Origin of the sequence: Microvirga flavescens (assembly GCF_003290125.1) — a bacterium.
GTDB classification, from domain to species: domain Bacteria; phylum Pseudomonadota; class Alphaproteobacteria; order Rhizobiales; family Beijerinckiaceae; genus Microvirga; species Microvirga flavescens.
Window position 1 is genome coordinate 1 of sequence record NZ_QMKH01000011.1, and the last position, 25,379, is coordinate 25,379.

Sequence of the window (25,379 nt, forward strand, 5' to 3'; positions counted from 1 at the left end):
CGTCGCATCCGAGAATGCGATATTCGTCGGCCCCTCCGGATCACCGGGTCCGGACCCATTCCATTTTTCGATCTTTTCGATACCGAAGCTCTGGAAGTATGTCTCGATGCGGGTCCAGTCGTTCCCCCAATCCGAGTGAAGCGCGAAGAGAGCGGCGGCCACATCGTCATGGATGTAAGCCGTGTCGTTGGTGCTGATGTTGACACCGTCCGCATTAATTTCGCCGGAGATCAGGTCATTGACGTTCCGAACGAAGTAGACGTCGTTTCCAAAGCCGCCTTGCAAAGTATGGGCGACAGCACTGGATCCACCGTCCAGAGTATCGTCAAGGTGACTTCCCCGAAGGGTATTGGCGTAGTTATTTCCGATCAGCCATGAACCTTGGCTCGCCTCACCGCTCGCAGCCAGGAGTTCGATGCCGACATCGTCCGCGAGATGATACTTGAGACCGGAGACATACGCGACGTCATTGCTGCCGCCTGCAGTATCAACGCTTTCGATGATGATATCGCCGCTATGAGTGATGAAGTAAACGTCGTTGCCGGCACCGCCCGCCAGGGAATCCTGGCCGCCGTTGGTGGCACCGCCTCCATCGAGCGTGTCGTCAAAGCCGCTTCCGATGATCGTGTTCGCCAGGTTGTTACCCGAGACGCTGCCGCCGATCGTCGAATTGGGATCGATGATGAGGAATTCGACGCCGACAGTGTCATTCAGATCATACGATGTGAAACCTTTGCTCGCATCGAAGAGGATGTAGGCCGTGTCAATGCCGCCACTCTCGTCCGTGGTCTCGACAATAACGTCACCGACATCGTCGATGTAGTAGATATCATTGCCGGAGCCGCCCACCAGCTGATCGTTGCCGGCGCCGCCGTTCAGCACATCGTTTCCTGATCCACCAATGAGGAGATCGTCGCCGCCATTGCCGATGATGAGGTCGTTGCCCTTGCCTCCGTCGAGCGTATCGCTGCCTTCGCCACCGATCAGCGTGTCATCTCCGTCGCCGCCGGTCTGGGTCGTTTCTCCCGTCAAAATGATGACGTTCTCGACATTCTTCAGGATGTTGCGCCAGTCTTCTTCTGAACGGCCATCGACCATGACATAGGCCGTGTCGGTTCCACCGGCAGCACCCGCTTCTTCCCTCACGACGTCATCGAGACTGCGAATGATGTAAGTATCGTCGCCGGCACCACCAACGAGTGTGTCGCCACCCCCGCCACCGTCCAGAATATTGGCGGAGCCATTTCCGGTAAGGACGTTCTTGCCCTGATTGCCTTTCAGAGTAATCCCGGGGCTCACAGCGGTTTCGTCAAGCGTCAGGTTCTCAAGCGGGGAATTGTCGCTGAGCGTATAGTTTCCAAAGACAATCGCCGTATCAATTCCGCTTTCATCGATAATGGTCGGGGCCGGGACACCCACTTGATTCCTGATGTAATAGGTATCGTTGCCTCCGCCGCCATCGAGCGTGTCGGATTCCATCCCGCCATCCAGGACGTCGTTTCCTGAACCACCATAGAGCTTGTCGGCGCCAGTGCCTCCATAGAGGGTATCGTCGCTGTCATCACCGTAGAGGACATCATCCCCGGCATCGCCATAGATCAAATCGTTGTCGTCGCCGCCATGGAGGGTATCATGCCCCCCATTACCGGTAAGGGTGTCGTTTCCGTACCCGCCCTGAATTTCATTGTCATTGTTATCGCCGATAAGCTCATCGCTATATTCGGACCCGATCAGGCCTTCGATTGAAGTATAGGTGTCTCCGCTTGCGTAGCCCGTGCCGCCCCCACCCAGAAGGCTCGCTTTGACACCGGTATCATTGTCAGCAGCGATCCAGTCGCCATACGAGGCAAAGTCGAACCCCTCGCCGCCGTCCATCGCGTCTTTACCGGCCCCGCCTTCGAGCACGTCGTTGCCAAAACCACCTTTCAGCAGGTCGTCGCCGTCGGCGCCGAAGAGATAGTCATCGCCTTCATCACCATGGAGTGCGTCGTCACCGTCCTCACCCATGAGATAGTCGTTGTTAGTGCCGCCGTTCAGAACGTCGTTGCCGGTCCCGCCTTTGAGAAAGTCATCGCCGCTCTCGCCGTAGAGCTCGTCCTTGCCATTGCCGCCGTCAAGCAGGTCGTTCCCAAGTCCGCCGCGAAGCGTGTCTTCACCGATGGCACCGTAGAGGCTGTCATTTCCCAAGCCGCCAATGAGAGAATCGTTACCGTCCAAACCCTGGAGGTTATTGTTGCCAAGATCTCCGACCAGGACGTCATGAAACTGCGAGCCAATCAGGCCTTCGATGGAAATATAGCGATCATTGAGAGCATCGCCCACATTTGTGACCGATCCATCAAGATAAACTTCAACACGCTCGCGTGCCGTCACATAGGACGCAAAATCGTTTCCGAAGCCACCATCGAGGGTATCAGCCCCCGTACCACCGATCAGCACATCGTTTCCGGAGCCGCCACTGAGAGTGTCGTTGCCGGCACCGCCATCGAGGGAGTCGTTTCCGAGGTTCCCTTTCAGATCATTGACTTCGCCGCTGCCGATGATCGTGTCGTTTCCGCTGCCCCCGCTAACGCCTTGAATGTTGACGAGAACATCACCTTCCGCTTCGCCCCCGAATCCCTTCCCGGTCGAGAGATCAACCTTGACGGCAGTCCCGGCATAATGGGCGAAGTTAAAGCCGCTCCCACCACTCAGAACGTCGCCGCCTGCGCCGCCCTCAAGTGTATCGTTGCCCTCATCGCCCTCAATCGTATCCGCGCCTCCAAAGCCAATCAGGAGATCATCGTCGCGGTATCCATTAAGGACATTCGCATTGTCATCGCCGCCGAGCGTGTCGGCAAACGCCGTTCCAATTAAGCCCTGGATATCAGAATAGACATCGTACTGGGCATCTTCGGTATTGAGACCCGAATTATCCAAGTACGCGGCCAGCCCCTTACCGCTTGTCAAATAGACGGCATAATCGAAGCCTGCGCCACCATCGAGCGTGTCAGCTCCCGCACCGCCATGCAGATAGTCGGTATCACCACCGCCTTTGAGTATGTCGTCTCCGTCACCACCATAAAGAGCATCACTCTTATCGGCACCTTCGAGAGTGTCGGCGAACTTCGATCCTGCCAATCCCTCGATCGAGGTGTAGGTGTCGTTTTTGGCGTCACCGCTGTTCAGGTGGGGAGAGGTGAAACTCGCATATACGCCTTCGCGCGATGTGGCATATGAAGCGATGTCAATGCCATCACCTCCATCGAGAATATCAGCTCCGTTACCGCCACGCAGCGTATCGTTACCCTCGTTTCCGTAGAGCTTATCGCTGCCGGTGTTGCCGCCGTCGAGAATGTCATCGCCAGTTCCGCCAGACAGATAGTCATTGCTATCGCCGCCGGACAGGTCATCGTTTCCGTCCCCTCCAAGCAGCGTATCGTGATAAGCCGATCCAATTAGCGTGTCGTTATCAGGCGATGAGGACGTCATGACAAAACCCGTTTGGGTGCGGGTATCAAAAATCTGTCCGTGGATATCAAAGCTCGAGAACTGGTTGTCTGGAGCCGTGGCCCAGGTGACCATAAAACGGCCGTCAGCAAGCTCCGCAATGTCGTAATGCGACTGAGTGCCAGTCGGATTCGTGCTAACGATGAAGTCAGACCTAATAAGCGATCCGTCTTTGTCCAGAATTATTGCATGTATGTCGGTAGTATACTCATAAGCAAATACGATATGTCCGTTGGACAGAATTTTTATCTTGTAGTCACCATCCGTATTAAGAAGTATAGGGTTGCCACCACCAATTTTTACATATAATTTGCCAGCGTGATTGAAGACATAAGCATATTTTCCACCTGCGAGTGGTATTAGTTCTCTAAGGCCGAATCCAGCATCGCGAGCGACATCCATACCGAATACAGGATCGGCCGAGCCTCCGCCGGATACCAGAACCCCGTTCGCGTCATAAATTTTTATCTTGGTATAATAGTTAGCCCTATTACCGCCGAAGTAAGCCGCCCCCCATTGAACCAATGCTATCCTGCCATCGCTCAATGTTACCGTAACGCTTCTGCCCTGCGCATCGGGCAGATCTTCCGTAAAGCCTGTGAGAGTCTGTACCTGGGCGGTTTGAGATGCCTTCAAATAAGCCGACGTGAGCGTCATGCCTGGACCCCAGGCATCAACGAGAATACCGCTGTCCCCAACAGCGCTCACTTGTCCTAACAATCTATCATCCGTCTGCGACGACACGATAATGTCGGGTATTCCCAGGACGGTTCCCGTCAACGGGTCAAAACTCTGCGCCATGATGCGCGTCGGACGCAGGTGCCCAACAGACTCATCCTCGAAAACGAGGGAGACCTGGCCGTTGCCAAGCTGCACGACGTCAAAATTGCCGAGTGTCGCCGTCGCGGGAATCTCGCTGTAAATTGTGAATGCGGATCCGGTGCGACCTCCGTACGGATCAAGAAGCTGGCCCTTGATCGTGCCATCACTCCCATCACGGTAAACAACCAGAATATTCCCGTTGCGAAGACCAATAACCCGGGACTCATACTCACCCGATCCCGATTGCGAGGTGATCGTCCGTTCAATCCCCCACGCGAATGGAGGCACGAGCGACGCGGACGCCGTGGCGATTGAAGCGGAATCGCTTTCCTGGATTGAAGGATAAGACACTTTACGCCCCCTCGTATGGTGTATGGCAAATTTGCTTGCTGTTATTGACTACGCAGCAAGGCGAGAGAGCCGCTGATGCGGCGGAATTAACGTACGGCGACGGCTCGCTTGTGTTTTCGGTTGTGAGCCGATGCATACTGATAAGAGCATCACGCCACGGCGCGCTTTCGCGCCGCGGGGAACTCTCCCATTCAAAGCATCGTGCAACCAAGTCTGCCCCCGCCACATCGATATCAATCGATGTTTATTCATTCACCGGGCATCAATGCACGAAAGACAAAATTTGAAACCAGTCATTTAAATGGAGTTTTGGCTCTTAAACATCAGCATTCGCAGCAGGCGGGCATTTGACGGGAGCCAACCACATGCTCGAAAGATCAAGGTCTTGAGAGGGAAACATTGCGCTGCAAAGAAAAACGATCTTTTCTTTGCTTGAACGAAGGAAAGGCCATCAAAAGGGCCGTATAGGAGAAGGGCTTTCCTTTTGTCTCACGGCAGGCCAGCCTCATCAGGCCGCCTGTCGCCATTCACCAGACGAGCAGCCGCGACTCTTGGACCATGGCAGAGGACGAGGTTGGCAAAGGCGGACGGAAACCGTCACCTGAGTGCAGGCCGGTGGCGGCGACGCGACGGGCCGGCATCGGCTAACGTGAGGCCCCGCGCGAGGCTTACGGTCAAAAAGCCAGAGTAAAGATGGGGAGGGTCGCTGCATTTGAGATCATCAAACAATGCCGAATCTCATTGAGATTGTTCGGGCGACGCAACTTCTTTCCAGGTGTGATCGGGATTGAACGACGTCATCTGGGCGGCGATTTTTGCCGTCTCCAATCCCAGATCCTTCTCATAAACCTTGCCGCCATGGCTGACGAGGAAGGTCATGACGCCTGAGTTTCCGTATTCCGCCGGGTACGCGACAAGGGCAAAGCCGCCGATCATTTTTCCGTTCACCACATAATCAAGCGCGCCACCGGGAGCGGCGGGGCCTTGCCTGGTGAGAATTTTGTAATAGTAGCCGCGAAGGGGTGTCCGCTCGCCGGTGATGCGATAGCCCTCGCGGGTCGCCAATCCGACGAGAGCACCGAGCGGGCTGGGGTCATCCCCCTTGGAAATAGGCCAGTACAGGCCATCCTTCTTTCCCTCACTGCTTATGAAGCGCTGCGCATAGATACCACGGCCCGCACCTGTGCGATCCTTTTCGGCGTAGTCACTCTGCGCGTCGACATAGGCGAGGGAACTCTGGATCGCATCGAGCTCATTGCGGCCGATACGGCGATAGACAATCTCCCGGCGACCGGCGGTCGTATCGAACCGCCATTGCCCGTCTTTTTTGACGAGCGGAATAGGGAACGGGAAATCCTCCGCCCCGACCATCAACGTCGCCTTGCCGCCGTCCACGGTGACCTGATGACGGGTATCGAAGGCTGCGAGGAAACGCTCGCGCGTTGCGCTATCGGCCACCGCGTCACCGGATGACACGATATCTTCGCCAGACGAGCCCAGAACCTTGAGCATGCCATTGCTGTCGCCGCGTCTGGCTGCCGCCACAAGCGCATCGGCGGCCTCCTCCGGCGTTCTGAAGGATTGCTGCGCATTGGCTGCAGGTGCCATCACGATCAGCGCGACAGCCGCAATCAGAAAGACCGTGCTCATGCGGCATGAGTTTTGGAATAGAACAATCGACATGGCCTTCGTGTCCTTATGACGCTGAATGCTGACGGGCCCCTTCTCGCGCCTCGTCCTTGCCGGCTAATGCGAAATTCGAGGTACCCGTGCGCCGGAGACGACCCATTGGTCATAGGTCTGGAACGGCAGTCCGAGCTTGTCGTAGAAGACGCGCAAGTAACCGTCCCGACCGCGCGTGACGGCACTGGGGATCACGTTCTCGACTTCCTGCGCGATGACGCCGACGTAAACCTTGTCACTGCCGTTGTATGCGAAGCGATAGAAGCCGAGACCGTTGCTGAGATAGCCGAGGAGAACGACATCGTGCTTAAGCTGAATATCGGATCGCCGCCCTCCACCTCGGAAGCCCCCTCCTCCACCCCGGAAACCTCCTCCGCCACGGAAACCTCCGCCTCTGACGGCCCCCGAGAAACCTCGATGAGCGCTCGCGCTCCCGAAGCTCACCCGTCCGCGCTGGGCCTGCATGTTCGCCACCCGTCCGGATTGAATGTTGCCGAACGCGTTGTCGCGCCCACGTCCAGGCGGCCTTGCGTTACGCGAAGGGCCTCTTGGAGCATTGGCACGCGCAGCAGGCCTTTGACCCCGACCGCCGGCGGCAACGTTTTGGCGGGTCGTCGGCTTGCGCGCCGCGCGGTTTGCGGCTGAGCCACGATTGGCGACGTTGGACTGTCGCCCGCCAGCCGGATTGAGAGCCTGCTCACCGCCGCGACCGCGAAAGTCCATTCGTGCGTCGCGTCCCGCCTGAATGTTCCTGTTCGCAAACCGCTGCTGCACATTGGCGTTGTCGTACCTGACGCCTTGGCGGTGCTGCGGATTGTGCTCCCAATGCGTCACGCGATTACGATTGTAATAGATATTGTTCCCGCCCCATCCGATTCCACCGCCCCAATAAGCTCCGTTCGATGCCCAGCGCCCGAGAGCATAGGCTCCGCCGAACGCAAGACCGGTCGCAATGGCTCCGGAAGCGATATAGCCAGGAGCACCGAAGTAGTATGGCGGATACTCCGCATAAGGCCACCCGCCATAGACGACAGCCGGATCATAATAGGGGACGGAAATCGTATTGGGATTGGCGGGTTCGATGACGATTATCTGCCGGTTCTGTTCCTGCTGAACCGTGACGGTCTGCTCCTTGTTCGATGTCAACCTCTTGTTCTCATGCGCCTTCGATCGCAACCGTTGAACCGCGTCCATCACGTCCGTTTGCTGCGCCAGAACGGCATCGCCAAGGTCTTTCGTCCAATCGAGATTCTTGCTCATCATTTGCAGCACGGACGGCGTTGCGACCAGCGACTTCACGCTGGAATCCCAACCCTGTTTCTCCGCCGCCGACTTGAGCTGATCTCCCTTTAGCTTCTTGTTGGCGCTGAGCCAGCGGTCAGCCTGAACCACTTCAAGCGGATAGGTCGCTGCCATCATGACCTCGGCCAGCAGTGAATCCGGGTAGAGCGCGATAGGCGCGAGAAGCGCATCGAGCTGTCCAGATTTGCGGAGTGGCTGGTCAACTGCCGGGGCAGGGGCCGGAGTCGAGCCAGAGCCTTGCGCGAAGGCCCCGAAGGACGAAGAGAGAACGAATGCGATCACCAGCAGGTATTTCATTTGGAGGGTCATCCAAACCTCCCGATCATGGCGACATGCGATCCTCGTTGGGAACAGGCATCATCGAGCCACAAGAATTCGTGCCGCTATCCCATAACTAGCTTCGCCATCCCCGCCGGCAAGGCTCTTTACGTGCGATGCAGACTGCAGACGGTGCACATGAAGCAAAGCGAGCAATTTTCCCCGGCATCGCATTCGTCAAACAGAGCCGTTTAAAAAGACATCATCGCGACGATGACTGGCCCCCAGGCCGTCAGCAGAATGTTTCCGATGGCATAGGGGATGGTATACCCCAATGCCGGAACATTGCTTTGTGCCTCATCCTGCACAGCACGCAGCGCGGCTGTGATCGTCCCTGCGCCGGCACAAGCGCCCAGCACAATGAGCGGATTCATCTTCAAGACGAAGCGCCCGAAGAGAATGGCGAGCGTGTGCGGCGTGAGAGCCGAAATCAGACCCACAAGAACAAGGCTTAAACCCGACGCCCGCAACCCGGATACGAAACTGGGACCGGCGCTTAGACCAACAATGCCGATGAACGCACAAAGACCTACAGTATCAAAGATCCAGATTGCCGCTTCGGGAATGCGGCCGAAAAATGGATAGACCGATCTGAGCCATCCGAAGATCAGACCCATGATCAACGCCCCTCCGCTCGCAGTAAGCGTCAACGGCACCTTCCAGACCACAATGGAGAGAAGACCGAGTAGACCTCCCAGGAAGATGCCGATCCCGACGAAGACCATGTCCGTCGCCGCTGTTTTCCGGTCAGGATAACCCAAATCCTTCGCCGCCCGTTCAACTTCGGGCATGGTTCCGATCAGGCGCATCACATCGCCCCGGTCGATCTGGGTCTCCGGAGAGATTGGAATATCAATTCCCGAGCGCGTGAATTTCGAGAGAAACACGCTGCGCGCAAAAGGAAGCCGCGACAACTCCGTGAGGGACTTTCCTTCCACGGACCGACTTGTGACGACAACATCCAATGACTCGAGTGGGATATCGAGAAGGTCGGGGTCGCTCACTTCAGGACCGATTGTGGCGCCGCGCGTGACGTGAATTTCCTGTCGGCCGATCACCGCAATGGCATCCCCTTCCTGGATCACAAGATCGGGGGCCGATTCCAGAATCTTTCCGCCCCTGCGAACACGCACGATGAAGACCCGGATCGTCTTCGGCATGCTCTCGAGCTCGGCTACCGTCTTGCCGACCAGATTGGGATTGGCGACGCGATAGGCCCGGACGTCGAACGAACGCGAAGCGGACGTGACGCCGTCTTCAGCCTCGGCAGTTTTCTGTCCGGCCGTGCGAAGAGCTTCCTCTCGAAGATCGATCCCCATGAGCCTGGGGCCGATCTTGGGGAGGAACCAGACCAGCGTGGCCGTTCCCACGAGGTAAGTCACGGCATAGGCGACCGGAATGTTATTAACGAGAGCAGTTCTTTCCGCCTCCGGAATGGCCAGGCGCTGGATCGCATCTCCGGCGGTGCCGATCACAGTCGACTCCGAGAAAGCCCCGGCAAGGAGCCCTGCGGCGGTGCCCACGTCGTACCCCATCAGCTTTGAGAAACCGAAAGCCGTCAGCAGGCACGTGACGCACAAAAGAACCGTCAGGGCCACTTGAGGAAGAGCATCGCGTCTGAGACCACGGAAAAACTGAGGCCCGACCTTGTATCCCGTCGTGAAGAGAAAGAGATCAAAGAAAACGGTTTTGACGAGGGGATGAACCTTGATGTCGAGCTGGCCGATCAGCACGCCAGCCAAAAGACAGCCGACGACCGTTCCGAGAGTAAAGCTCCCCAGCGTGATGCGGCCGATCAGGAAACCGAGCGCCAGCGTCAGGAAGATCGCAAGCTCCGGATTGTTGCGAAGAGCCGACACGAGGAAATCCATGCTTCACTCTCCTCACGCGTCTCGCCCGTCTCGGCTCCCTTACGCTTTTCAAGCAGTCTGCATTTTCTTGGACGCCAGCGTGTAGGCGTCGAAGACCTGTCGGTAGCTTCTGGCCACGTCCCGGGTGGCGCGGGCTCGATCACAACAGGCTATGCGGGGCGATAAACTTGCGTCTTTCGCCAGGACTACTGGAAACATTCTTTCCCAATTCACTTGGAAGAAGCCCGTCTGTTTTCAATGGCACAAACGGAGTAGCTGATTTTTAGGAGGCCGCAGAACCGTCAAACTTCGAAGGCGGATTGATAATTTTGGCAAGAAAAGGCCATTTATTGCTCGCGCAAGAACAGGCTTCTTTCGAAAGAAACGCATCACACCAAGGGCGGCAAGAAAGTCGAAAATGCAGATCGCAAAAGTCTGCACGGCAACCGCCGGCCACAGCAGCACGCCAGTCAACCCACCTGCAACGCCGAGGTAGGCGAGATATGGAGCAACAACGTACTGTATGTCAGCATCCCGGCAGGCGATGCCTCTCCCGGCTCCGGACCCGCCGGAAAACCCAAACTCTCCACTGAGGGAGCGGTTCCGACCTAAATATCTGCGTCGGGTCAAAAGGAGACTTTCCTCTGCTCTCTATGAGGGTCTGCTTAGCGCTGCAATTCGGAATCTCATTAGTTAGGGTTGTGCCGTGAAAGGCTATTGCGGGCGTATGCTACGGAACTGGTCGCAATGTGCGGCAGGCCACCGCCAAGTGCGAAGCGCCTCACATGCCTGAGGCACGAAGGCGCTTCACACATCTCCTCATCGCCCTAGCAATCACATACTATGAGCGCTCCTGCTTCTTCTTGCGCCAGGGTGCATTCGCCTCCCAATCGCCGGCCATGATGCAACCATGGGGCAACACCTCATCGACGATCTCGGCCAGCCTTGCAAAGCAGGTCATCGACGACATCGCGCAAGTCTCGCCGGCGACGGAGGTGAGATCGCACATCGTCGAAATGAAGGATCCATGGGATTTCAGCGAGGTCTATACGAGCCTGCGCGATTTCGCCCATTCCTATGTCTTCGATCCCGAACGTGAGGACTATCTGGTCAACATCACCACCGGCACGCATGTCGCACAGATCTGCTGGTTCCTGCTCACCGAGGCGCATTTCATCCCCGCTCGGCTTCTGCAGCTGTCCCCGCCGAAGAATCGCGAAGGTGACGACTGTTCCGGTACCCATTCGATCATCGACCTCGATCTGCCGCGCTACGACGCCATCGCCACGCGCTTCGCCGCCGAGCATGAGGAGGCAACCTCCTTCCTGAAATCCGGCATCGCCACACGCAGCGGCGCTTTCAACACCATGAGCGCGGCCGGCCGCGAGCTTTTCGCCATCTCGCGTCTGCAGAAGAGCAGCGGCAACGACGCAGATCGCCTGCGCAAATATCTGCTGCGCTTCGATCTGAGTTTCGAAAGCCTGAACCGCACATAATCCGTTGAGAGTGGTGGAACGCTTCCGCCAGCAGAAGGATGCCAAAAACAGCGTCAATCGATTACATCACGCCAAAACACAATCCACGTCGTGCGGGTTCCAGGATTATGTATCAGGAGAGCCTCTCTCCGTACCGTCACACCTTCAATCGTCGCCTCAGCTTGCGCGCGGTAGATGGGCCTTTTTGCTCCAAGAAGAGGGCCGAAACGGGCGATGAAGGGCGATAATTCGGCATATACACCACGGTCTCGCGCCTGCACAAGAAGTTCGGCTTCACCTTCTTGAAGACCTGGCAACTGACGCAGCACGATCGGAGGGGCGAATCTCGGATCGACGCCACGCAAGTTTGTCCATACCGTAAAGACAGCTTCGAGATCACGAGCGAGAGGGCTCGCACGATAATCGGGATCCAGAAGGCCACGCACAGTTTCGAGATCCTGACGAGTTCGACGCAAAGCGTCCAGCCGCCGCACAAGTCGCTCAGCTACAGCACCGTCCTCAACAACAGCACGCAATAAATTGACGACAAGATCTGGATCACCGGAATTCAGGTCGACCTTTCCGGTTTCAGGAACGAGCGATATGAGCACATCCCCGCCTGTGAAACGCCAACGTGCGGGCTCTGACCTGTTGAGCAGACGCGCCCAAAGACGATCGTCCGATGTCTCTAGAGCCGCGATGGCTCGAACCAAGCCTGCATCCGCAAGAGCCGTCGCTTGCACGAGCCGACGTTCGGTGGAAGCATTTGCGCGGCTCGAACGAACTTCCATTGTCAACGAGACCACAAGAGCCGACACTACTCCAATAACGAGCACTACTGAGAGCAACACAAAGCCACGCGTGTCGTTGTTGTGAGCTTCTTCGAACAGGCACTCAGCGCTGGTCAACCGGCGGATCCAACAAAACATCGATGTTCTGCTCTTCACTCTGAAGACGAATTTTGCGCGCCGCGATCATCGTAACCTGCCATCCGTCCAGCATATCACCTTCTTCGACTCGCAGCGCCACCCCGGCGCGTTCTACCACCGCGATCCGCTGCTCCTCTGTTAGAATAACGCCGAGGAGTCGCACGTTGGAGGTTGAGCCCTTCTCGGGAGACAAGCTCTCTGAATCAACAGGCAATGGCCGGGCGTGAAAGAGTGTGCGGGCGAGCTCCGGATGCTCAGGTTTTTGAACAGGGGGCGGCAAGGAAACGGAACTTACCTTAAAGGTCGAACCCGCCGACAAGTCGGTAGACAGCAACTCGCCTATGAATGGTCCGAAGGTAGCCACAAGCACTATGTTGATGCCAATAAGTAGAATGCGTCGCAATCTCATGGCATGGCTCCCTCGGCTACCTGTGTCTCACGATAGACGAGAATTGATGCCATCAAATCGAGCATAGGCGGTTCGTTGTCGGCGTTGGTCCCCAGCTTATAGGCGGCTCGAAGTCGCTCTACGAAAATTGCGGGATTTCCAGTCTCCAAGGATTTCACAAGAGATCCAAAGTCTTCATCGCGGACGACAAGATGCAGGCTTCCGCGAACGACAGAAAGTTTTCCCTCTGCCATCCCCTCCGCAGCAGAAATCGCCAGAACCTCAGCGTTGTGGTTCTGCGCAACCGATCGGATATAAGTTTCCAAGCGGGACACGGCATCGCCGTCCCTCGCAACAAGAAGCCCCGCTTGTGGATCTGGCGCAGCCGCGAGCACACGCTTGATGGTTTCGACATCACGTGGGTCAAGGCGCTGCGCTCGCAGCTCAGAAAGACGAAACTGTACGGAGGCAAGCGCGGAACGCCGATCCACCCATGCCTCCCCGAGCGCAAAGAAACCAACGCCAGTGAGGAGAACGGAAATGACGACGGATAACGCGAGCGATCGATGCCACTTCATGGGACTTTTCTCGCTAGCTCAAAGGTTACGCCGCTCGAATGCGTCGCACGCATCGGTTCGATTTTCAGATCGCTAAGGATCGATATCGTTCGAAGCGCCTGCAAGATTTCATCTGGATCGCCGCCCGAGAGCTCGAGTCGCCCTTGTCCATTACCGATTTCAAGCGTCTTGACGGCCACACCATCAGGTAAATGCTGAGCAAGAACCACTAGAAGCTCATATACGCTGATCTCTTTTGCTCGTCTCTCCGATACAGCTAAACGGCGCGCCGCAAATGATGTGTAAGCCGCCTGGAGAGCTTCCGCTTTTCGAAATTGAGCTATTTCTGATCGAAGCACGATCTCCGCATTCTCAAGCCTGCTTGAAAGAAGAGCCACCTGAAAGGAACCAAGAAGGACAGCAAGCGAAACTGCAATGGCAGCCAGCCCCCCATCAACGCGACGTGCTCGCCGTATACGGTCCAACTTGGATGTTGGCAGCGTTACGGAACAGTTCGATTCAGTGTCGAGAACGATTCGGTCTACGGTAAGACCGATGGCATCGAGACGCGCGAGCACAGGGTCGATCTTAGCTCTCAAGGCATAGTGGAGACAGACCATGGCTTGTTCTGACTGAACCCGAGTCACGCTTCCATTCACGTATACGTCGTTATCTTGAAACGGGCTCCAAGACGGAAGGCCATATTTAATTGCGTCAGACAGATTTGTGAGAGCGGCCCTCGGAAACGTTACGCTATGAGAGAGGATAAAATCCGGTGGTAGTTCGAGATCGACTGGTCGCTCCTGCGCAATGCGGAGAAGCTGGCGAAGGGAAGCTTCGGGCTGCCAGCGGCCGCCCTCCTCTTGCCAGTGAATTTTAGAGGCTTTCTTGAGCCGCGAAGACATGGGAGTTGCTGTAAATCCCCCCTGTACGATCCGGACCACCACGCATGCGCGCTCTCGTTGCACGATGCGTTTGAACGCCAGTGGAAGAAATGACGCCCATAGATTTACCTGCTTCTGCACGACAGAGCGCTGCTCAATCAGGCTCGTCCGCGAAAACGTGTTCATCGACTAACCCCTTCTCCGATACAGCCTACCTGTCGTGGATTGCGCAGACAGGTCGCCGGGAGATCCGCCTGTATAGGGATTACGACCTCGCGGGAGGTTGCAGCCCTAGCGAAACGAAGCGCTAAGCGTATCGCTGTCAAGGATCCATCCTCAGCGCGCCACCATGATTTCCAGAGTGGCGCCGAGGAAGCGCGCGTAGAAGGCAAATAAGCGAAAGTGAAATCAACTACATCCTGCGCAATAAGCTCGCGTTGCTCTCGCCCCACTTCGTCGACCCACACGAGGATTAGATCCGATACGGAACCTCGCGCCTCCCTGCGCAAGGTGAACGGCCTTGCTTGCGCAAGACCAAGGATCGGAGGCCCCATCGATATCACAGTGAGTTTCTGATCATCGCCCACAATTCCGGATCGCAGCGATGTCCCAGGCACGAATGGGAGAGCACCCTCCAAAAGAATACGCAAAACTCGTTCTACAGCGAGTGTTTCTTCATACTCCCGCATACGCCGTGTTGTCTCGGCATTGTTGCGATCGAGAAAAGCCACCAGGCCCACGAGGACAGAACCGGCAAGACCAGCCACAGCGACAGCGACTAGGAGTTCGACGAGCGCGAACCCCGTCTGGCCCGCGATCCGTTGCCGGCGTTTCATTGGGACGCTCTCCTAAGCGTGAATACCTCAACCGGAGACTGTCTAGAGGCGCTCTGCGGCAGGCGGACATGAACCTCTAGCAATGGTAACTTCGGTTCGCTCGGTGCTTCTGCGTCCTTAAACGGCGTAATGAGAACGGACCAAGTCTGACCGTCGTCGAATGTGCCGGATTGCGTGCCAATCTCCAACGGAAGATCGCGGCCAATTCGCGCAAGAAGACTTCGCACATGCAATGTAGCGGAGAGATCAGCGTCGGCATAAGTTTGAGCACGCCGGTTCGTCGCAATGAGCGTCATGATTGACGCGGTCGTGCCCGTCAAAATTGTCAGAGCGACAAGCGCTTCAAGCAAAGTAAAGCCGGCATGGAATTCATTAGTGGTTCGCACGGCGTATCAATCCGGTGAGCCACCCGATGTGTCGGACGGATGAATAGGCTCCTGCCTGCATAGTAATCACTACTTCAGAGCCGGTACCGTCAGGCAAAAAGGCGATGACAGGGGTTGATCCAGTCGCCGGCCTGCGATGCTCAAATGACAACGCCACATCAGGCGGTAGAGCACGCCATGCAGCATCGGAGACCCGATAGCGTCTCGCTTCCATGTCAAACTCCACCCAACGCATGCGCCCCTCTCTCCGCGCCTGCCCACGAAGATCTGCAAGCATGCTGTCAAGCCAAGCGCCGACCTGTGTGAGCCTAACGCGATCACGTGCGTTCGGCAGGCCGAGCGCGGTCACCGTTCCGACGAGCGACAAGATCACCAGAACGACAAGGACCTCTAGCAATGTAAAGGCTCCTTCACTGCTCGATCCAGTTCGCCACATCACGATTCTCTTTCTCACCCCCGACGGTTCCATCAGCCCCCAAGGTGACAAGGTCGTACTCGCCATGCTCGCCAGGCGATTTGTATTGATAGGGGCGGCGCCAAGGATCCGCCAGGATTCCCTGACTCCGAAGATAGGGGCCGCGCCAGTTGCTTACATTGACGGGTTCGACGAGCAGAGCTCGTAAGCCCTCGTTTGTCGTGGGCAGGCGACCAACGTCGATCCGGAACAAGTCAAGTGCGGTCATAAGTTCTTGCACTTGAAGACGGGCTGTATCGGTCTTTGCGCGACCCAGATAACTCATTAGCTGAATCGATCCGAGTGTCGCAAGAAGACCAAGGATCACCATCACCACGAGAATCTCGAGGAGCGTCATGCCACAACAATCGTCACGAAATCGACCACACGCTCGGCTAACGTTGCGAGTTCTGACGGAGGTGAGTCGAGATCTGATCATGAGCTTGCAAGTTCGTTGATGCCAAGAATGGTCGACAGCATGGCATAGACGATGACACCCGCTAGGGCCCCGAAGACTATGGTCATGACAGGCGTCAGCATTGCTGTCAGTGCTTTCAATTTCCGTGTAGCGCGTGCCTCGTAAAAACTTGCCATTCGCTCTAGAGCTTCAGCGAGGCGGCCAGTTCTCTCTCCGACCCGGATCAAGCCGATCGCATCTTCGCTAAACACGACGCTCGCCGCGATCGCATCAGCGATGGCTGCCCCAGAGACAACGGATTCGTGAGCCAATCCGAGGCCAGCACGTATTTGACGGTTCGTAACCGTTTCAAGAGCAATACGCATAGCAGGAGATACTGCCACACCCCCGGTCAACAAAGCTCCGAAGGTGCGTGCGAAGCGGCCCGTCTCGATGATCTTGATCAACGACCCCAAGAGAGGTGTTTTCAGGATGAATGCGTCGAGACGCGTACGTCCCGTGGGCGTCAGAATGAGAAGCGAAACAACGATCGTCGACACGACGGTCGCGGTTGTTAATACAACTCCATAATCACGCAGGATATGGCTGATTGCGAGAACCAGGCGCGTTACTGCGGGAAGCCTCTCATCGCCTCCCTCTCCTATCAGGCTCTCAAGAGTGGGCACTACGACGAGTAGAAGAACCATGATCCCGGCGGTCGCCGTGACGAGCAGGAACAAAGGATACAAGAGCGCATTACGAATTTCTTCGGCAATCGCTCGACGGGCGATTAGATCGTCTCCAAGACGTCGAAGGGTCGGCCCGAGATTACCTGCCACCTCCCCAGCCTGGACAAGGGCCCTGTACACTGGCGGAAAAGAGCCGGGGAACCGACTTAACGCCTCGTGGAGAGCCATACCTGCCTTGACCGCCTCCCTGATGGTAGCGAGCACTCGCCGGGTACTGGATCGGCTCGTATGATCGAGCAGCGCGAGACTCTCTTCGAGAGGGAGACCGGCTTCGACGAGGCCAGCCCATTCCTGAGACAAACGAGCCAATTCCGCAGATCGGACCTGGGGACCCAAGGTCACATCTTGATTGAGGATGTTCCAGAGTGACGAGAGACGAGTGGGTTTTCCTATACGAATGACATAGAGTCCACGCCCTCGCAGAACCGCGAGAGCCTCCTGCACGGTCCCGGCTTCGATAATGCCGTCGCGTATCTCATTTCTTCCCGTGGCTGCCACATATCGGAAGTTCGTCATTACATGGACCCGATGATCCGGACGAGTTCGTCCATCCCGATGAGCCCTGCAGCGACTTTTGCAAGACCGTCGTCGAGCATTGTCTCGAATCCTTCGCTCTGCGCCTCTCGGGACAAAGTCGTTTCATCCGCCTGCCGCAAGAGGTGCGATCTAAAGGAAGCCGTCATAGGCATAAACTCAGCAATAGCGACGCGGCCCGCATGACCCAATCCACCGCAGGATGCGCAGCCCACCGAGTGGAAGCAGAACTCACTTTTCAGACGCGAGCCCCAGAGGTCCTGGAAGAAAGGCGTTATAGGTTGAGGTTCGCGACAGGATTGACAAAGCCGCCGTGCAAGCCGTTGCGCCATTGATGCACGAACTGTCGAAGCAAGGAGATAAGGTTCGACCCCCATGTCGATGAGCCGCGGCAAGGCCGCCAACGCATTGTTGGTGTGAAGGGTCGCTAGCACCAAATGCCCCGTTAATGCTGCCTGGTTAGCGACAGCTGCCGTCTCGCCGTCACGAATCTCTCCGACCATGATCACATCTGGATCTTGCCGAAGAACTGCGCGGAGGGTGCTGGCAAAATCGAGGCCAATTTTTCGATTGACCTGGATCTGATTGACTCCTCCAAGTTGATATTCAATCGGATCTTCCACCGTTACGACGTTCAGTTCCGGTGATGCGATAGCCTCGAGGGCTGCATAGAGCGTCGTAGTTTTTCCTGAGCCAGTTGGCCCCGTAACGAGTAGGAGCCCGTGAGTCTGCGACAGGACATGGCGAAGCAACCCGATGAGCAACGGCGACAGACCAAGGTCTTCAAAGTCCAATCTTATATTTGATCGATCCAGGACGCGCAGTACTGCACCCTCGCCGTTCAGGTGCGGCATAGTGGAAACGCGAAGATCGATCTCACGTCCACGCCAGGGCACACGCATGCGTCCATCCTGAGGCAAGCGCCGTTCCGCGATATCGAGACCTGCCATGATCTTCAATCGGGAGATAATGGCGGCGTGGAGGTGCGCCGGAGGCGTTTCGGCATCCTGCAGAATTCCATCGATGCGATAGCGAATACGAACTCCAGTGCGAGTGCCCGAAATATGGAGGTCCGATGCCTTTCGCTCGATTGCTTGATCGATAAGGCGGTTGACGATTCGGATCACAGGTGCGTCGCTAGCGAGATCACGAAGCCGCTCTACATCGAGGTATAGACCCGATCCGACATCGAGGCCTTGCTCGATGTCTCCTTGATCGGCAGAGGAGTGATAGAGGCGTGCGAATGCGGCTGCGAAATCACCCGGTCGTGCCAAGAACGGGATAACGGTGAGGCTGGCCTTCTCCTCAATAGCGGCAGGAGTAAACCGGTCTAGCGGATCGACCATAGCAAGATGAAGGGTCTCTCCATCGACACGGATCGGCATTGCTTTCGCATGATCAAGGAATGGTACCGGCAACGTCTCGGTCAGAAGAGCCTCTTCCGGATAATCGTCGATCGTAACGATTCTCAATCCCGTGACAGCGGACCAAGCCTCGGCGAGCGCGGTGTCAGGAACTAGTCCCAGCTTATTAAGAGCGCGATCATGACGTTCACCGCTTTCAACGGCGGCCCGGCGGCCACGCTCCAATGCCTGGACGGTCAAGACCCCGCGCGTGACGAGAGCGTTCAGTACACGCTCAACCAGCACATCATCAGCTTCATGAGAAAACTGATCCAGAACCGCCGTCATGGAGGACTGACCCATGGAGCGTGCCCCGCCACCTGAATGCTCCATACAATCATGGTCCCGGCGCAAAGGAATGGACCAAACGGTAATTTCTTCCGCCAATTAGAATGCCCATTCACAACTGCTCGAAGCACAAAGAAAATGAGCGCTGACAGAGATGCAACCAACAACAGCGGAGCGAGCCCTTGCCAACCGACCCAAAGGCCCGCTCCAGCCATAAATTTTACGTCGCCTAATCCCAATCCTTCTTGCCCCCTCATGTTCTGATAACTTGATCGAAATACCAAGAGTGCCGCGAATCCAACTGCGCCGCCGATCATCGATGAAAGCAGCGATGTTTTCAGAAGAGCTGCGAAGGCGAATCCGCCACCAAGATTCGCAACGTTCAATGTATTCGGGATCACCAAGCGACGCGCGTCGACAACAGAGATCGCTAGCGACACAGAAGCGAGGTAGAGCGCCGCGATAGATAGAAGAACGTTGTCATGCGTCACGTTGAATGCACACTCAATTCGCTATGATCGTTCAATCTCTTGACCATCAGATGATGAAAAAATCTTTCAGGCCCAAGTCGGGTTTGTTCTTGAAGATTGCGAGAAGAATTGCCGGCTTGCTGCCTGTGCCATCCAAATCAGCATACAAAAGGCCCTTGCTCCGATCATAAATGATGCGGTCATCTGAATCCGCAGATACCGGTGAACCGCCATTGATTTTTAGGAATGACTTAGCCTTCAGCGTTCCCTTTTTGAGGCCGAACGCCTTTCCGGAAAGGTGGATCTTGTCTTCCTTGACCTTGAAGTCGAGAACGGTGTCACCGACGCCGTTGCGGCTATCGAAAACAAAAACGTCCTTTCCTTTATTGCCTTTGAGAGTGTCTATACCGCTAGCGCCGTTGAGAGTATCGTTCCCTAAACCGCCGTCGAGTTTGTCCCGTCCTGCACCGCCGAGCAGAATGTCATTCCCGTCGCCACCGTAGAGACGATCATTCCCCCCGAGGCCTTTGAGCACGTCAGCACCGCGGCCGCCTGTCAGGATATCCGCCGAAGCGCCACCGATTTTAATCTCGTCTGCACCTGTGATTTCGAACGTAACGGTGGTCGACGCCTCATCACCGGTATCGTTCCTGGCTAAATAGGTGAAAACATCGCGCGCTGACTCGCCGAAAATCAGATCGTCCGCATGATCAGCACGATAGATGAAGCTCCCGTCCGAGCTCAGAGTGAGCGTCCCATAAAGACCGGTCAGAACGAGTGGGCTCGTCATAGATTGAGGAGATGGGATTGTTGTGCCAGACGCCGCACCAAGTACCGAGATAATTGGACTCAATGGAGATGGCCGGTCTGGATCGATATCGTTCCCCACGACATTCCCAGAGATCGTAGCATCTTCCAAGACAACGTTCGCATCAGCAACCGGCAGCAACGGATCATCGACTGGGGTAAGCTGGAATGTAGCCGAATCGGATCCGAAAACTTGGGTGCCGATGCTGGCAGTTACTACGATCGTCCGCGCTGTCGGGGTTAGGATCTCGAGCAGATTGTTATACTGGACGCTTCGCAAGACCGCGGAAATCGCAGCGTCGCTCGCAGTCTCATTGAGACTGAGCTCAAGGGATGCGGCTGAGGATTGAACCAAGGTGCCGATCGTGTCCCCGGAAAAGCTGACATTCGAACCTGAGACGCCAACCTGACCTGCACCTGATCCCTGGTTCAACAGCCCTAAGCTTTCGCCTGACACTGCTCCACCGATACTGATTGTGAGCTTGACCCCACTCCAACCGATTCCGTCCGCCGTGACGACAGCGTCCTGATCAACCAGGATCGGGCCTGATTGCTCCCTATAATTGAGAGCGTCACCGTCGAAATTCGAGAACGTGAACAAAGTCACCACTGGAGGGTTTTCGACAGTAATCGTGATCTTGGCTGAGGCCTCTCCTCCCGCAGAGCTCACAATCCTGTAAGTGAACACGTCCTGCGCGGCGCCACCCACTGGGATCGAGCCGGAATTGTTCGCAAAATAGGTGTAGGTACCATTCTCATTCAGTATCAGAGTGCCGAACGCGCCCTGGACGCTCGCGCCTGGCATGGCTTGCGGGTCTGCAGCTGACGAACCCGCACTAAAGCCGATCACGGTCAGGGCTGCCCCAGCATCATCCGGGTCGTAGTCATTCTCCCCAACTCTGCCGGCTAGAGAGCTTCCAGCGGTCACTGTCCCGATGTCGTCGCCAGCGACGGGATCGTCCGCAGCATTCTCTGCAAGAACCGTCAGATGAGAGATCGACAAGATCGTATCGCCCTGAGCCAACGTGATGGCCACAGCTTTGTCGGAAGGGGCTTCACTCGCATCGGCATATGCGATGCGACGAAGCAAAGCCGTGAGCGCGTCTGCGCTCGCAAACGCATTGAAGACAACGCTCAGGAGCCCACCCGGCTCGCTCGTCAACAAGCCGATCTCCTCGCCCCCGAAGGTTAAAACCCCTCCAGTCAAAACGTTTATCTGACCGGCTCCACTGCCTTCAGAAATCACGGAGAAGACTTCGGAGCCCGAGGCCTGATCTACGGAGACCGTGAGAACGACGCCATCGAAAGTTGCCAACGTGCCGTTAACAAGGGCGGCTTCGCCGGTATCGAGCAAAAGGGGAACCGAGTGCTCCGGATAAGTCAGAGTATCGCCGTCAAGGTTTGCGATTTGAAACGAATCCGATCCAGTCACATCGAATGTGATCTTCGCCGTCGCCTGCGAACCGTCCAGGCCCTTGATCGCATAACTGAAAACATCGATCGCCCTTTCTCCCGCAGGGATCGAGCTCGTGTTGTCTGCTGCATACGTAAAACTTCCGTCCGCATAAAGCGTCAGCGTGCCGTAGATCCCGACAATGGGGACCCCGATCATCTCTTCCCCGGGTAATGGGTCCCGGTAAGTTTCGCCTGCGTTGAAGCTCACGACATCGAAGAGAGCAGGCTCTGAAGGCTGGTCCGGATCGAAGTCGTTGTCCGTGACATTGCCGATCCTGACATCGCCAGCAGCAAGGGCAAAGACGTCGTTACCGGCCTTCACCGGATCATTCACCTGAGTGGTATTCACGCTCACTTCGGCGTTAGCCAACACGCCAGAATCGTCCGAGAACGCAATGCTGATGCGGCTGGTCGTTTCAGGTGCATCACCGACATCCTCATAAGTCAGATTATGCAGCAATGCTTCGACCGCGCCGATGTCACTCGTCGACAGTGTGATCGTTAGCGGAGTACCCGTGCCACCGGTCACCTCCCCGATCGCGGTGCCATTATATTTGATGACCCCATTTTGAAAACTGATCTGCCCTGGCCCTGCCCCCTGATCGCGCACAGAAAGGATCTGAGTTGGCGCCATGCCGGCGATCGCGACAGTCAGGATCACCTCGGCAAAGCTCTCGATCTCCGTGGAAAGAGAGGCGGCTGCCCCCTGATCGACAAGGACTGGCCCCGATTGTTCAGAATAGGTCAGGATGTCACCGTCGAGATCCGAGATCGTGATGTTCGAGGTCAACGCAACAGAACTCGGGCTCAGAACAGGACTCATCGAGCATTCTCCAATGCAGGCTTCGCTACAACCGTAGTTAATGGTATCGTATAACAAAACCTAAAGTTGTGACTTTTCAACAAGAAGGCACGGCGAGTCCCGGATCTCGATCGGGCGGTTCTCCCCGTCCCAGATGATATTCCGCCCGCTCCCGCCAAGCAGGTTGCCGTTGTTGTCGTAGAACTGCGTCTCGCCGTTGACCGTCAACGGTGCATGCGGGTGCGGCGACAACGGCGAGGGGAAGGCCGCGCCCATCGGCGTCGGGCCGGACTGCGCCACCATGTTCCCCGCCACGTCGTAGACGAAGTTCTGCCGCTCCCCGCCCCGCGTCGACGACAACAGCCAATCAGACGGGGTGTAGGTGAAGGTGCAGAAAGCCAACCCGCAGCGCCTTAGGTCCAGTGAAAAATCTATAACTCGCCTTCAGAAGGGTCGTCTCCAAGATCGTATAATGCGATCTTGATTTCGACGCCCATTCTATAGCAAAGCGCCAGCATCGATTGAGGAAGCATGAGTTTAGGAAAATCGAATTGCTTTTTTACAATGATCTCGAGCTGAACTTGGTGTTTTAAAGCCTTGATGACTTCAACTCTCGACTCGAGAAGAGGTGCCAGCCTCGCCCATTGATTCTCAAGATTTGCATCGGGAACATCCTCTTCTGGCGCACTAAGCACCCAAAGATTCACTCGCGGAATGCCTCCTTGTGGGCGCGGGGCGCCCTTACGACTGATGCTCGTTGGTTGCAGCCCAATGATAGACGTTATCTCATCAGGGGACACGTCGTCCGCTCTGACAACGAAGTCAATTCGCATGCAATGGGGTGTCATTTTTTCTAACGCTTTTCCGCAATGTTGCCATCCGCCCGCTTGATCTCGTAGGTGTCCGTGGTCCGCCGCCCGTTGCCGTCATAGCCGTAGCGGATCGTCGCCGCCGCGTTCGACAGCGACACCAGCTTGCCGCCATTCGCGCCGCTTCCCGCTTCGCCATAGGTGCTCGTGGTTACTGCTGCAAAAAATAAACCCGGCGCCGGAAATATTTTCCTAGTTTAGAGTTGCAATGCAGAATGCACAACCGTCAATCCATCCTTCCTTAAAAGAACTGCGAATCCAAAATGTTTCGCCATTTTCTTACCGGGCCTCAATGTTCTTGCAGCAAAAGCGCCGCTATCTGTGAAAATAACCTCTATATTATCCCCCTCATCATAAACCCAAACTTCATAATATTTCATATCTTCAATTAGCTGCGGGTCAAATCTTAAGGCCTCTGCCTCTGCGGCTCGAATAGCTGACCACTGAAGCGAGCTTATTTTGAGACTTGAACGCGGTTCCGCATGGGCAGATGCAGTCAGCAATGCCATACAGAGAAGCGTGATCCTGATCATTTTAGGTTCCCATAACGTCCTGAGAAAGGTTTACCTGAGCCCGGCTCGTAAGTCAGGTAACCGGCTGATGGTGTTCCAAGATAAGATGTGTATCCAGCATACCCAGAAATGCCACGTAGCTGGTGGGCGCCCTCAATGTCTTGAGGGGAGAACACATTCACGGAATGAGTTGCCTTCTCGGCGCCGTGTGTGTGCCAATCCCCCGTCATAGTAGTGCCAGCGGGATTTCTCGCGGGGTTCGGGTCCAAAGTGTCGATCGTCCCACTAACAGCGGTGTAACCATACTTACCTTTTTGCTCGTAAAAGAGCCCACCGAATTCAATATTAAACATAATCGACTTGGCATTGTAGATTTCCAATGCAGCCATTGCTGCAAGGTTCATAGAAGAGAATCCAAATCCTCCTGGCTGTACAACGCCTGGAGGAATAGCAGCTGTTGCTCCAGGTACTGGATTTTGGTGCAGCGTCGGTAGGGCTGCCCCGGCCCACCACGCCTGAGCAACCGCATTGATTTCGTTGAAGATATGCTCTTGCGTTGCGGACCATTCATTATTCCCAGCAAGCTGACTCGCAAGGCCAGGATCGTTGTTAGCCACCGCCGCCTCGTAATCGCGGGTAGCGTCGGAGGGGCTCTCGCCCGGTAGGTTCGCCTCGTTTCCGCCCGGATCCCTCAAGTTGATGGGATCATTGAGCGAATACGCATACCGGTTCGTCCCGACGCCCGGCAGGGTCGGGTCGAGGCTGTCCGGGGAGAGGAAGCGGCCCGTCTTTGGGTCGTAGACGCGGGCGTTGAGGTAGACGAGGCCGAGCTCGGCGTCTTCGCGTTCGCCGATATAGCCGTGCGTGTCGAGCGCCGCCGCGCCGGAGACCACGATCTTCTCGCCGAAGGCCCGGTGGATCGTCGCGGCGAGCGGCGTGCCACTGACCGCCCTCGTCAGGCGGCGCGGGCTTGCGAGGTGGTCGCGGTGGACCACCGCGCTCTCGCCGCCGGCACCGGGCTGCAGGCGGATGTCGGGATGCGGATAGAGCGTCCATTGACCCCGATCCGGCGTCGCCGTCGGACCCGGCGCCCGCTCGAAGTCCGGACCCAGGAACAGCGTCGTGCGCCCCACATCCGACGAGTCGGTCTTCACCGTCTTCTTCAGCCGCGCCCCGTCAGGGCCATACACGAACGCAACGATGCCGCCCGCCCGGATCTCGATCGGACGGTTCTCCCCGTCCCAGATGATATTCCGCCCGCCCCCGCCAAGCAGGTTGCCGTTGTTGTCGTAGAACTGCGTCTCGCCGTTGACCGTCAACGGCGCATGCGGGTGCGGCGACAACGGCGCGCTGCGGTGTTACGGTCTTC

The 25,379-nt window shown here is 56.5% G+C and carries 17 protein-coding genes and 2 pseudogenes; 1 reads left to right on the forward strand and 18 read right to left on the reverse strand.

Going from position 1 to position 25,379, the window contains the following annotated elements; all coding sequences use genetic code 11:
• From DQW91_RS17255 to aspT, 4 genes and pseudogenes are all read right to left on the reverse strand, one after another.
• A pseudogene (locus DQW91_RS17255) lies at positions 1-4,662 on the reverse strand (hypothetical protein); the annotation flags it as partial.
• A 738-nt stretch (positions 4,663-5,400) separates the two neighbouring features.
• Complete coding sequence (locus DQW91_RS15830; protein ID WP_112664625.1) at positions 5,401-6,312, reverse strand: DUF2950 domain-containing protein; 912 nt, start codon at positions 6,310-6,312, stop codon at positions 5,401-5,403.
• A gap of 96 nt (positions 6,313-6,408) precedes the next feature.
• Positions 6,409-7,956 (reverse strand): DUF3300 domain-containing protein, encoded by a 1,548-nt coding sequence (locus DQW91_RS15835; protein WP_245411076.1) that lies wholly within the window; start codon positions 7,954-7,956, stop codon positions 6,409-6,411.
• Positions 7,957-8,156: 200 nt separating this feature from the next.
• On the reverse strand, positions 8,157-9,836 hold the full coding sequence (gene aspT / locus DQW91_RS15840; protein WP_112664626.1) for an aspartate-alanine antiporter: 1,680 nt from the start codon (positions 9,834-9,836) through the stop codon (positions 8,157-8,159).
• 944 nt (positions 9,837-10,780) lie between these two features.
• Here aspT and DQW91_RS15845 point away from each other — a divergent pair.
• Positions 10,781-11,185: pseudogene (locus tag DQW91_RS15845) on the forward strand (RNA repair transcriptional activator RtcR family protein); the annotation flags it as partial.
• A 179-nt stretch (positions 11,186-11,364) separates the two neighbouring features.
• On the opposite strand, the gene DQW91_RS16695 reads toward DQW91_RS15845, so the two are convergent.
• The 14 genes from DQW91_RS16695 to DQW91_RS15925 form a co-directional block, all read right to left on the reverse strand.
• Positions 11,365-12,198 (reverse strand): hypothetical protein, encoded by an 834-nt coding sequence (locus DQW91_RS16695; protein ID WP_157961475.1) that lies wholly within the window; start codon positions 12,196-12,198, stop codon positions 11,365-11,367.
• Positions 12,185-12,628, reverse strand: a complete 444-nt coding sequence (locus tag DQW91_RS15855; protein ID WP_112664628.1) for a hypothetical protein — start codon at positions 12,626-12,628, stop codon at positions 12,185-12,187. Before DQW91_RS15855 ends, DQW91_RS16695 begins: the two co-directional genes overlap by 14 nt.
• Entirely contained in the window at positions 12,625-13,185 is a 561-nt protein-coding gene (locus tag DQW91_RS15860) for a GspMb/PilO family protein (RefSeq protein ID WP_112664629.1), read from the reverse strand. Before DQW91_RS15860 ends, DQW91_RS15855 begins: the two co-directional genes overlap by 4 nt.
• Positions 13,182-14,234: a hypothetical protein gene (locus tag DQW91_RS15865; protein WP_112664630.1), complete on the reverse strand. Its 1,053-nt coding sequence runs from the start codon at positions 14,232-14,234 to the stop codon at positions 13,182-13,184. The genes DQW91_RS15860 and DQW91_RS15865 overlap by 4 nt, the downstream gene beginning before the upstream one ends.
• A gap of 1,022 nt (positions 14,235-15,256) precedes the next feature.
• Complete coding sequence (locus DQW91_RS17360) at positions 15,257-15,772, reverse strand: prepilin-type N-terminal cleavage/methylation domain-containing protein (RefSeq protein ID WP_112664633.1); 516 nt, start codon at positions 15,770-15,772, stop codon at positions 15,257-15,259.
• Positions 15,681-16,163 (reverse strand): type II secretion system major pseudopilin GspG, encoded by a 483-nt coding sequence (gene gspG / locus DQW91_RS15885; protein WP_112664634.1) that lies wholly within the window; start codon positions 16,161-16,163, stop codon positions 15,681-15,683. The genes DQW91_RS17360 and gspG overlap by 92 nt, the downstream gene beginning before the upstream one ends.
• On the reverse strand, positions 16,160-17,386 hold the full coding sequence (locus DQW91_RS15890) for a type II secretion system F family protein (protein WP_112664635.1): 1,227 nt from the start codon (positions 17,384-17,386) through the stop codon (positions 16,160-16,162). Before DQW91_RS15890 ends, gspG begins: the two co-directional genes overlap by 4 nt.
• Positions 17,386-19,095, reverse strand: a complete 1,710-nt coding sequence (locus DQW91_RS15895; protein WP_112664636.1) for a GspE/PulE family protein — start codon at positions 19,093-19,095, stop codon at positions 17,386-17,388. Before DQW91_RS15895 ends, DQW91_RS15890 begins: the two co-directional genes overlap by 1 nt.
• Entirely contained in the window at positions 19,092-19,586 is a 495-nt protein-coding gene (locus tag DQW91_RS15900) for a prepilin peptidase (RefSeq protein ID WP_157961477.1), read from the reverse strand. The genes DQW91_RS15895 and DQW91_RS15900 overlap by 4 nt, the downstream gene beginning before the upstream one ends.
• Positions 19,587-19,632: 46 nt before the next feature.
• Positions 19,633-22,650, reverse strand: coding sequence for a VCBS domain-containing protein (locus DQW91_RS15905; RefSeq protein WP_112664638.1), 3,018 nt, complete (start codon positions 22,648-22,650; stop codon positions 19,633-19,635).
• A gap of 60 nt (positions 22,651-22,710) precedes the next feature.
• Complete coding sequence (locus tag DQW91_RS15910) at positions 22,711-23,031, reverse strand: hypothetical protein (protein ID WP_112664639.1); 321 nt, start codon at positions 23,029-23,031, stop codon at positions 22,711-22,713.
• A gap of 29 nt (positions 23,032-23,060) precedes the next feature.
• Positions 23,061-23,477, reverse strand: a complete 417-nt coding sequence (locus DQW91_RS15915) for a DUF4279 domain-containing protein (protein WP_112664640.1) — start codon at positions 23,475-23,477, stop codon at positions 23,061-23,063.
• A 218-nt stretch (positions 23,478-23,695) separates the two neighbouring features.
• Positions 23,696-24,031 (reverse strand): hypothetical protein, encoded by a 336-nt coding sequence (locus DQW91_RS16705; RefSeq protein WP_157961480.1) that lies wholly within the window; start codon positions 24,029-24,031, stop codon positions 23,696-23,698.
• Positions 24,028-25,329 (reverse strand): RHS repeat-associated core domain-containing protein, encoded by a 1,302-nt coding sequence (locus DQW91_RS15925; protein WP_198411890.1) that lies wholly within the window; start codon positions 25,327-25,329, stop codon positions 24,028-24,030. The genes DQW91_RS16705 and DQW91_RS15925 overlap by 4 nt, the downstream gene beginning before the upstream one ends.
• Positions 25,330-25,379: the final 50 nt, after the last annotated feature.

Excerpts from the sequence above, each read along its gene's own strand:
- DQW91_RS15830 (WP_112664625.1), bottom strand. The coding sequence starts at position 6,312 with ATGAGCACGGTCTTTCTGATTGCGGCTGTCGCGCTGATCGTGATGGCA.
- DQW91_RS15835 (WP_245411076.1), bottom strand. The coding sequence starts at position 7,956 with ATGACCCTCCAAATGAAATACCTGCTGGTGATCGCATTCGTTCTCTCT.
- aspT (WP_112664626.1), bottom strand. The coding sequence starts at position 9,836 with ATGGATTTCCTCGTGTCGGCTCTTCGCAACAATCCGGAGCTTGCGATC.
- DQW91_RS15855 (WP_112664628.1), bottom strand. The coding sequence starts at position 12,628 with ATGAGATTGCGACGCATTCTACTTATTGGCATCAACATAGTGCTTGTG.
- DQW91_RS15860 (WP_112664629.1), bottom strand. The coding sequence starts at position 13,185 with ATGAAGTGGCATCGATCGCTCGCGTTATCCGTCGTCATTTCCGTTCTC.
- DQW91_RS15865 (WP_112664630.1), bottom strand. The coding sequence starts at position 14,234 with ATGAACACGTTTTCGCGGACGAGCCTGATTGAGCAGCGCTCTGTCGTG.
- DQW91_RS17360 (WP_112664633.1), bottom strand. The coding sequence starts at position 15,772 with ATGGCGAGTACGACCTTGTCACCTTGGGGGCTGATGGAACCGTCGGGG.
- gspG (WP_112664634.1), bottom strand. The coding sequence starts at position 16,163 with ATGATCAGATCTCGACTCACCTCCGTCAGAACTCGCAACGTTAGCCGA.
- DQW91_RS15890 (WP_112664635.1), bottom strand. The coding sequence starts at position 17,386 with ATGACGAACTTCCGATATGTGGCAGCCACGGGAAGAAATGAGATACGC.
- DQW91_RS15895 (WP_112664636.1), bottom strand. The coding sequence starts at position 19,095 with ATGACGGCGGTTCTGGATCAGTTTTCTCATGAAGCTGATGATGTGCTG.
- DQW91_RS15905 (WP_112664638.1), bottom strand. The coding sequence starts at position 22,650 with ATGAGTCCTGTTCTGAGCCCGAGTTCTGTTGCGTTGACCTCGAACATC.
- DQW91_RS15915 (WP_112664640.1), bottom strand. The coding sequence starts at position 23,477 with ATGACACCCCATTGCATGCGAATTGACTTCGTTGTCAGAGCGGACGAC.
- DQW91_RS16705 (WP_157961480.1), bottom strand. The coding sequence starts at position 24,031 with ATGATCAGGATCACGCTTCTCTGTATGGCATTGCTGACTGCATCTGCC.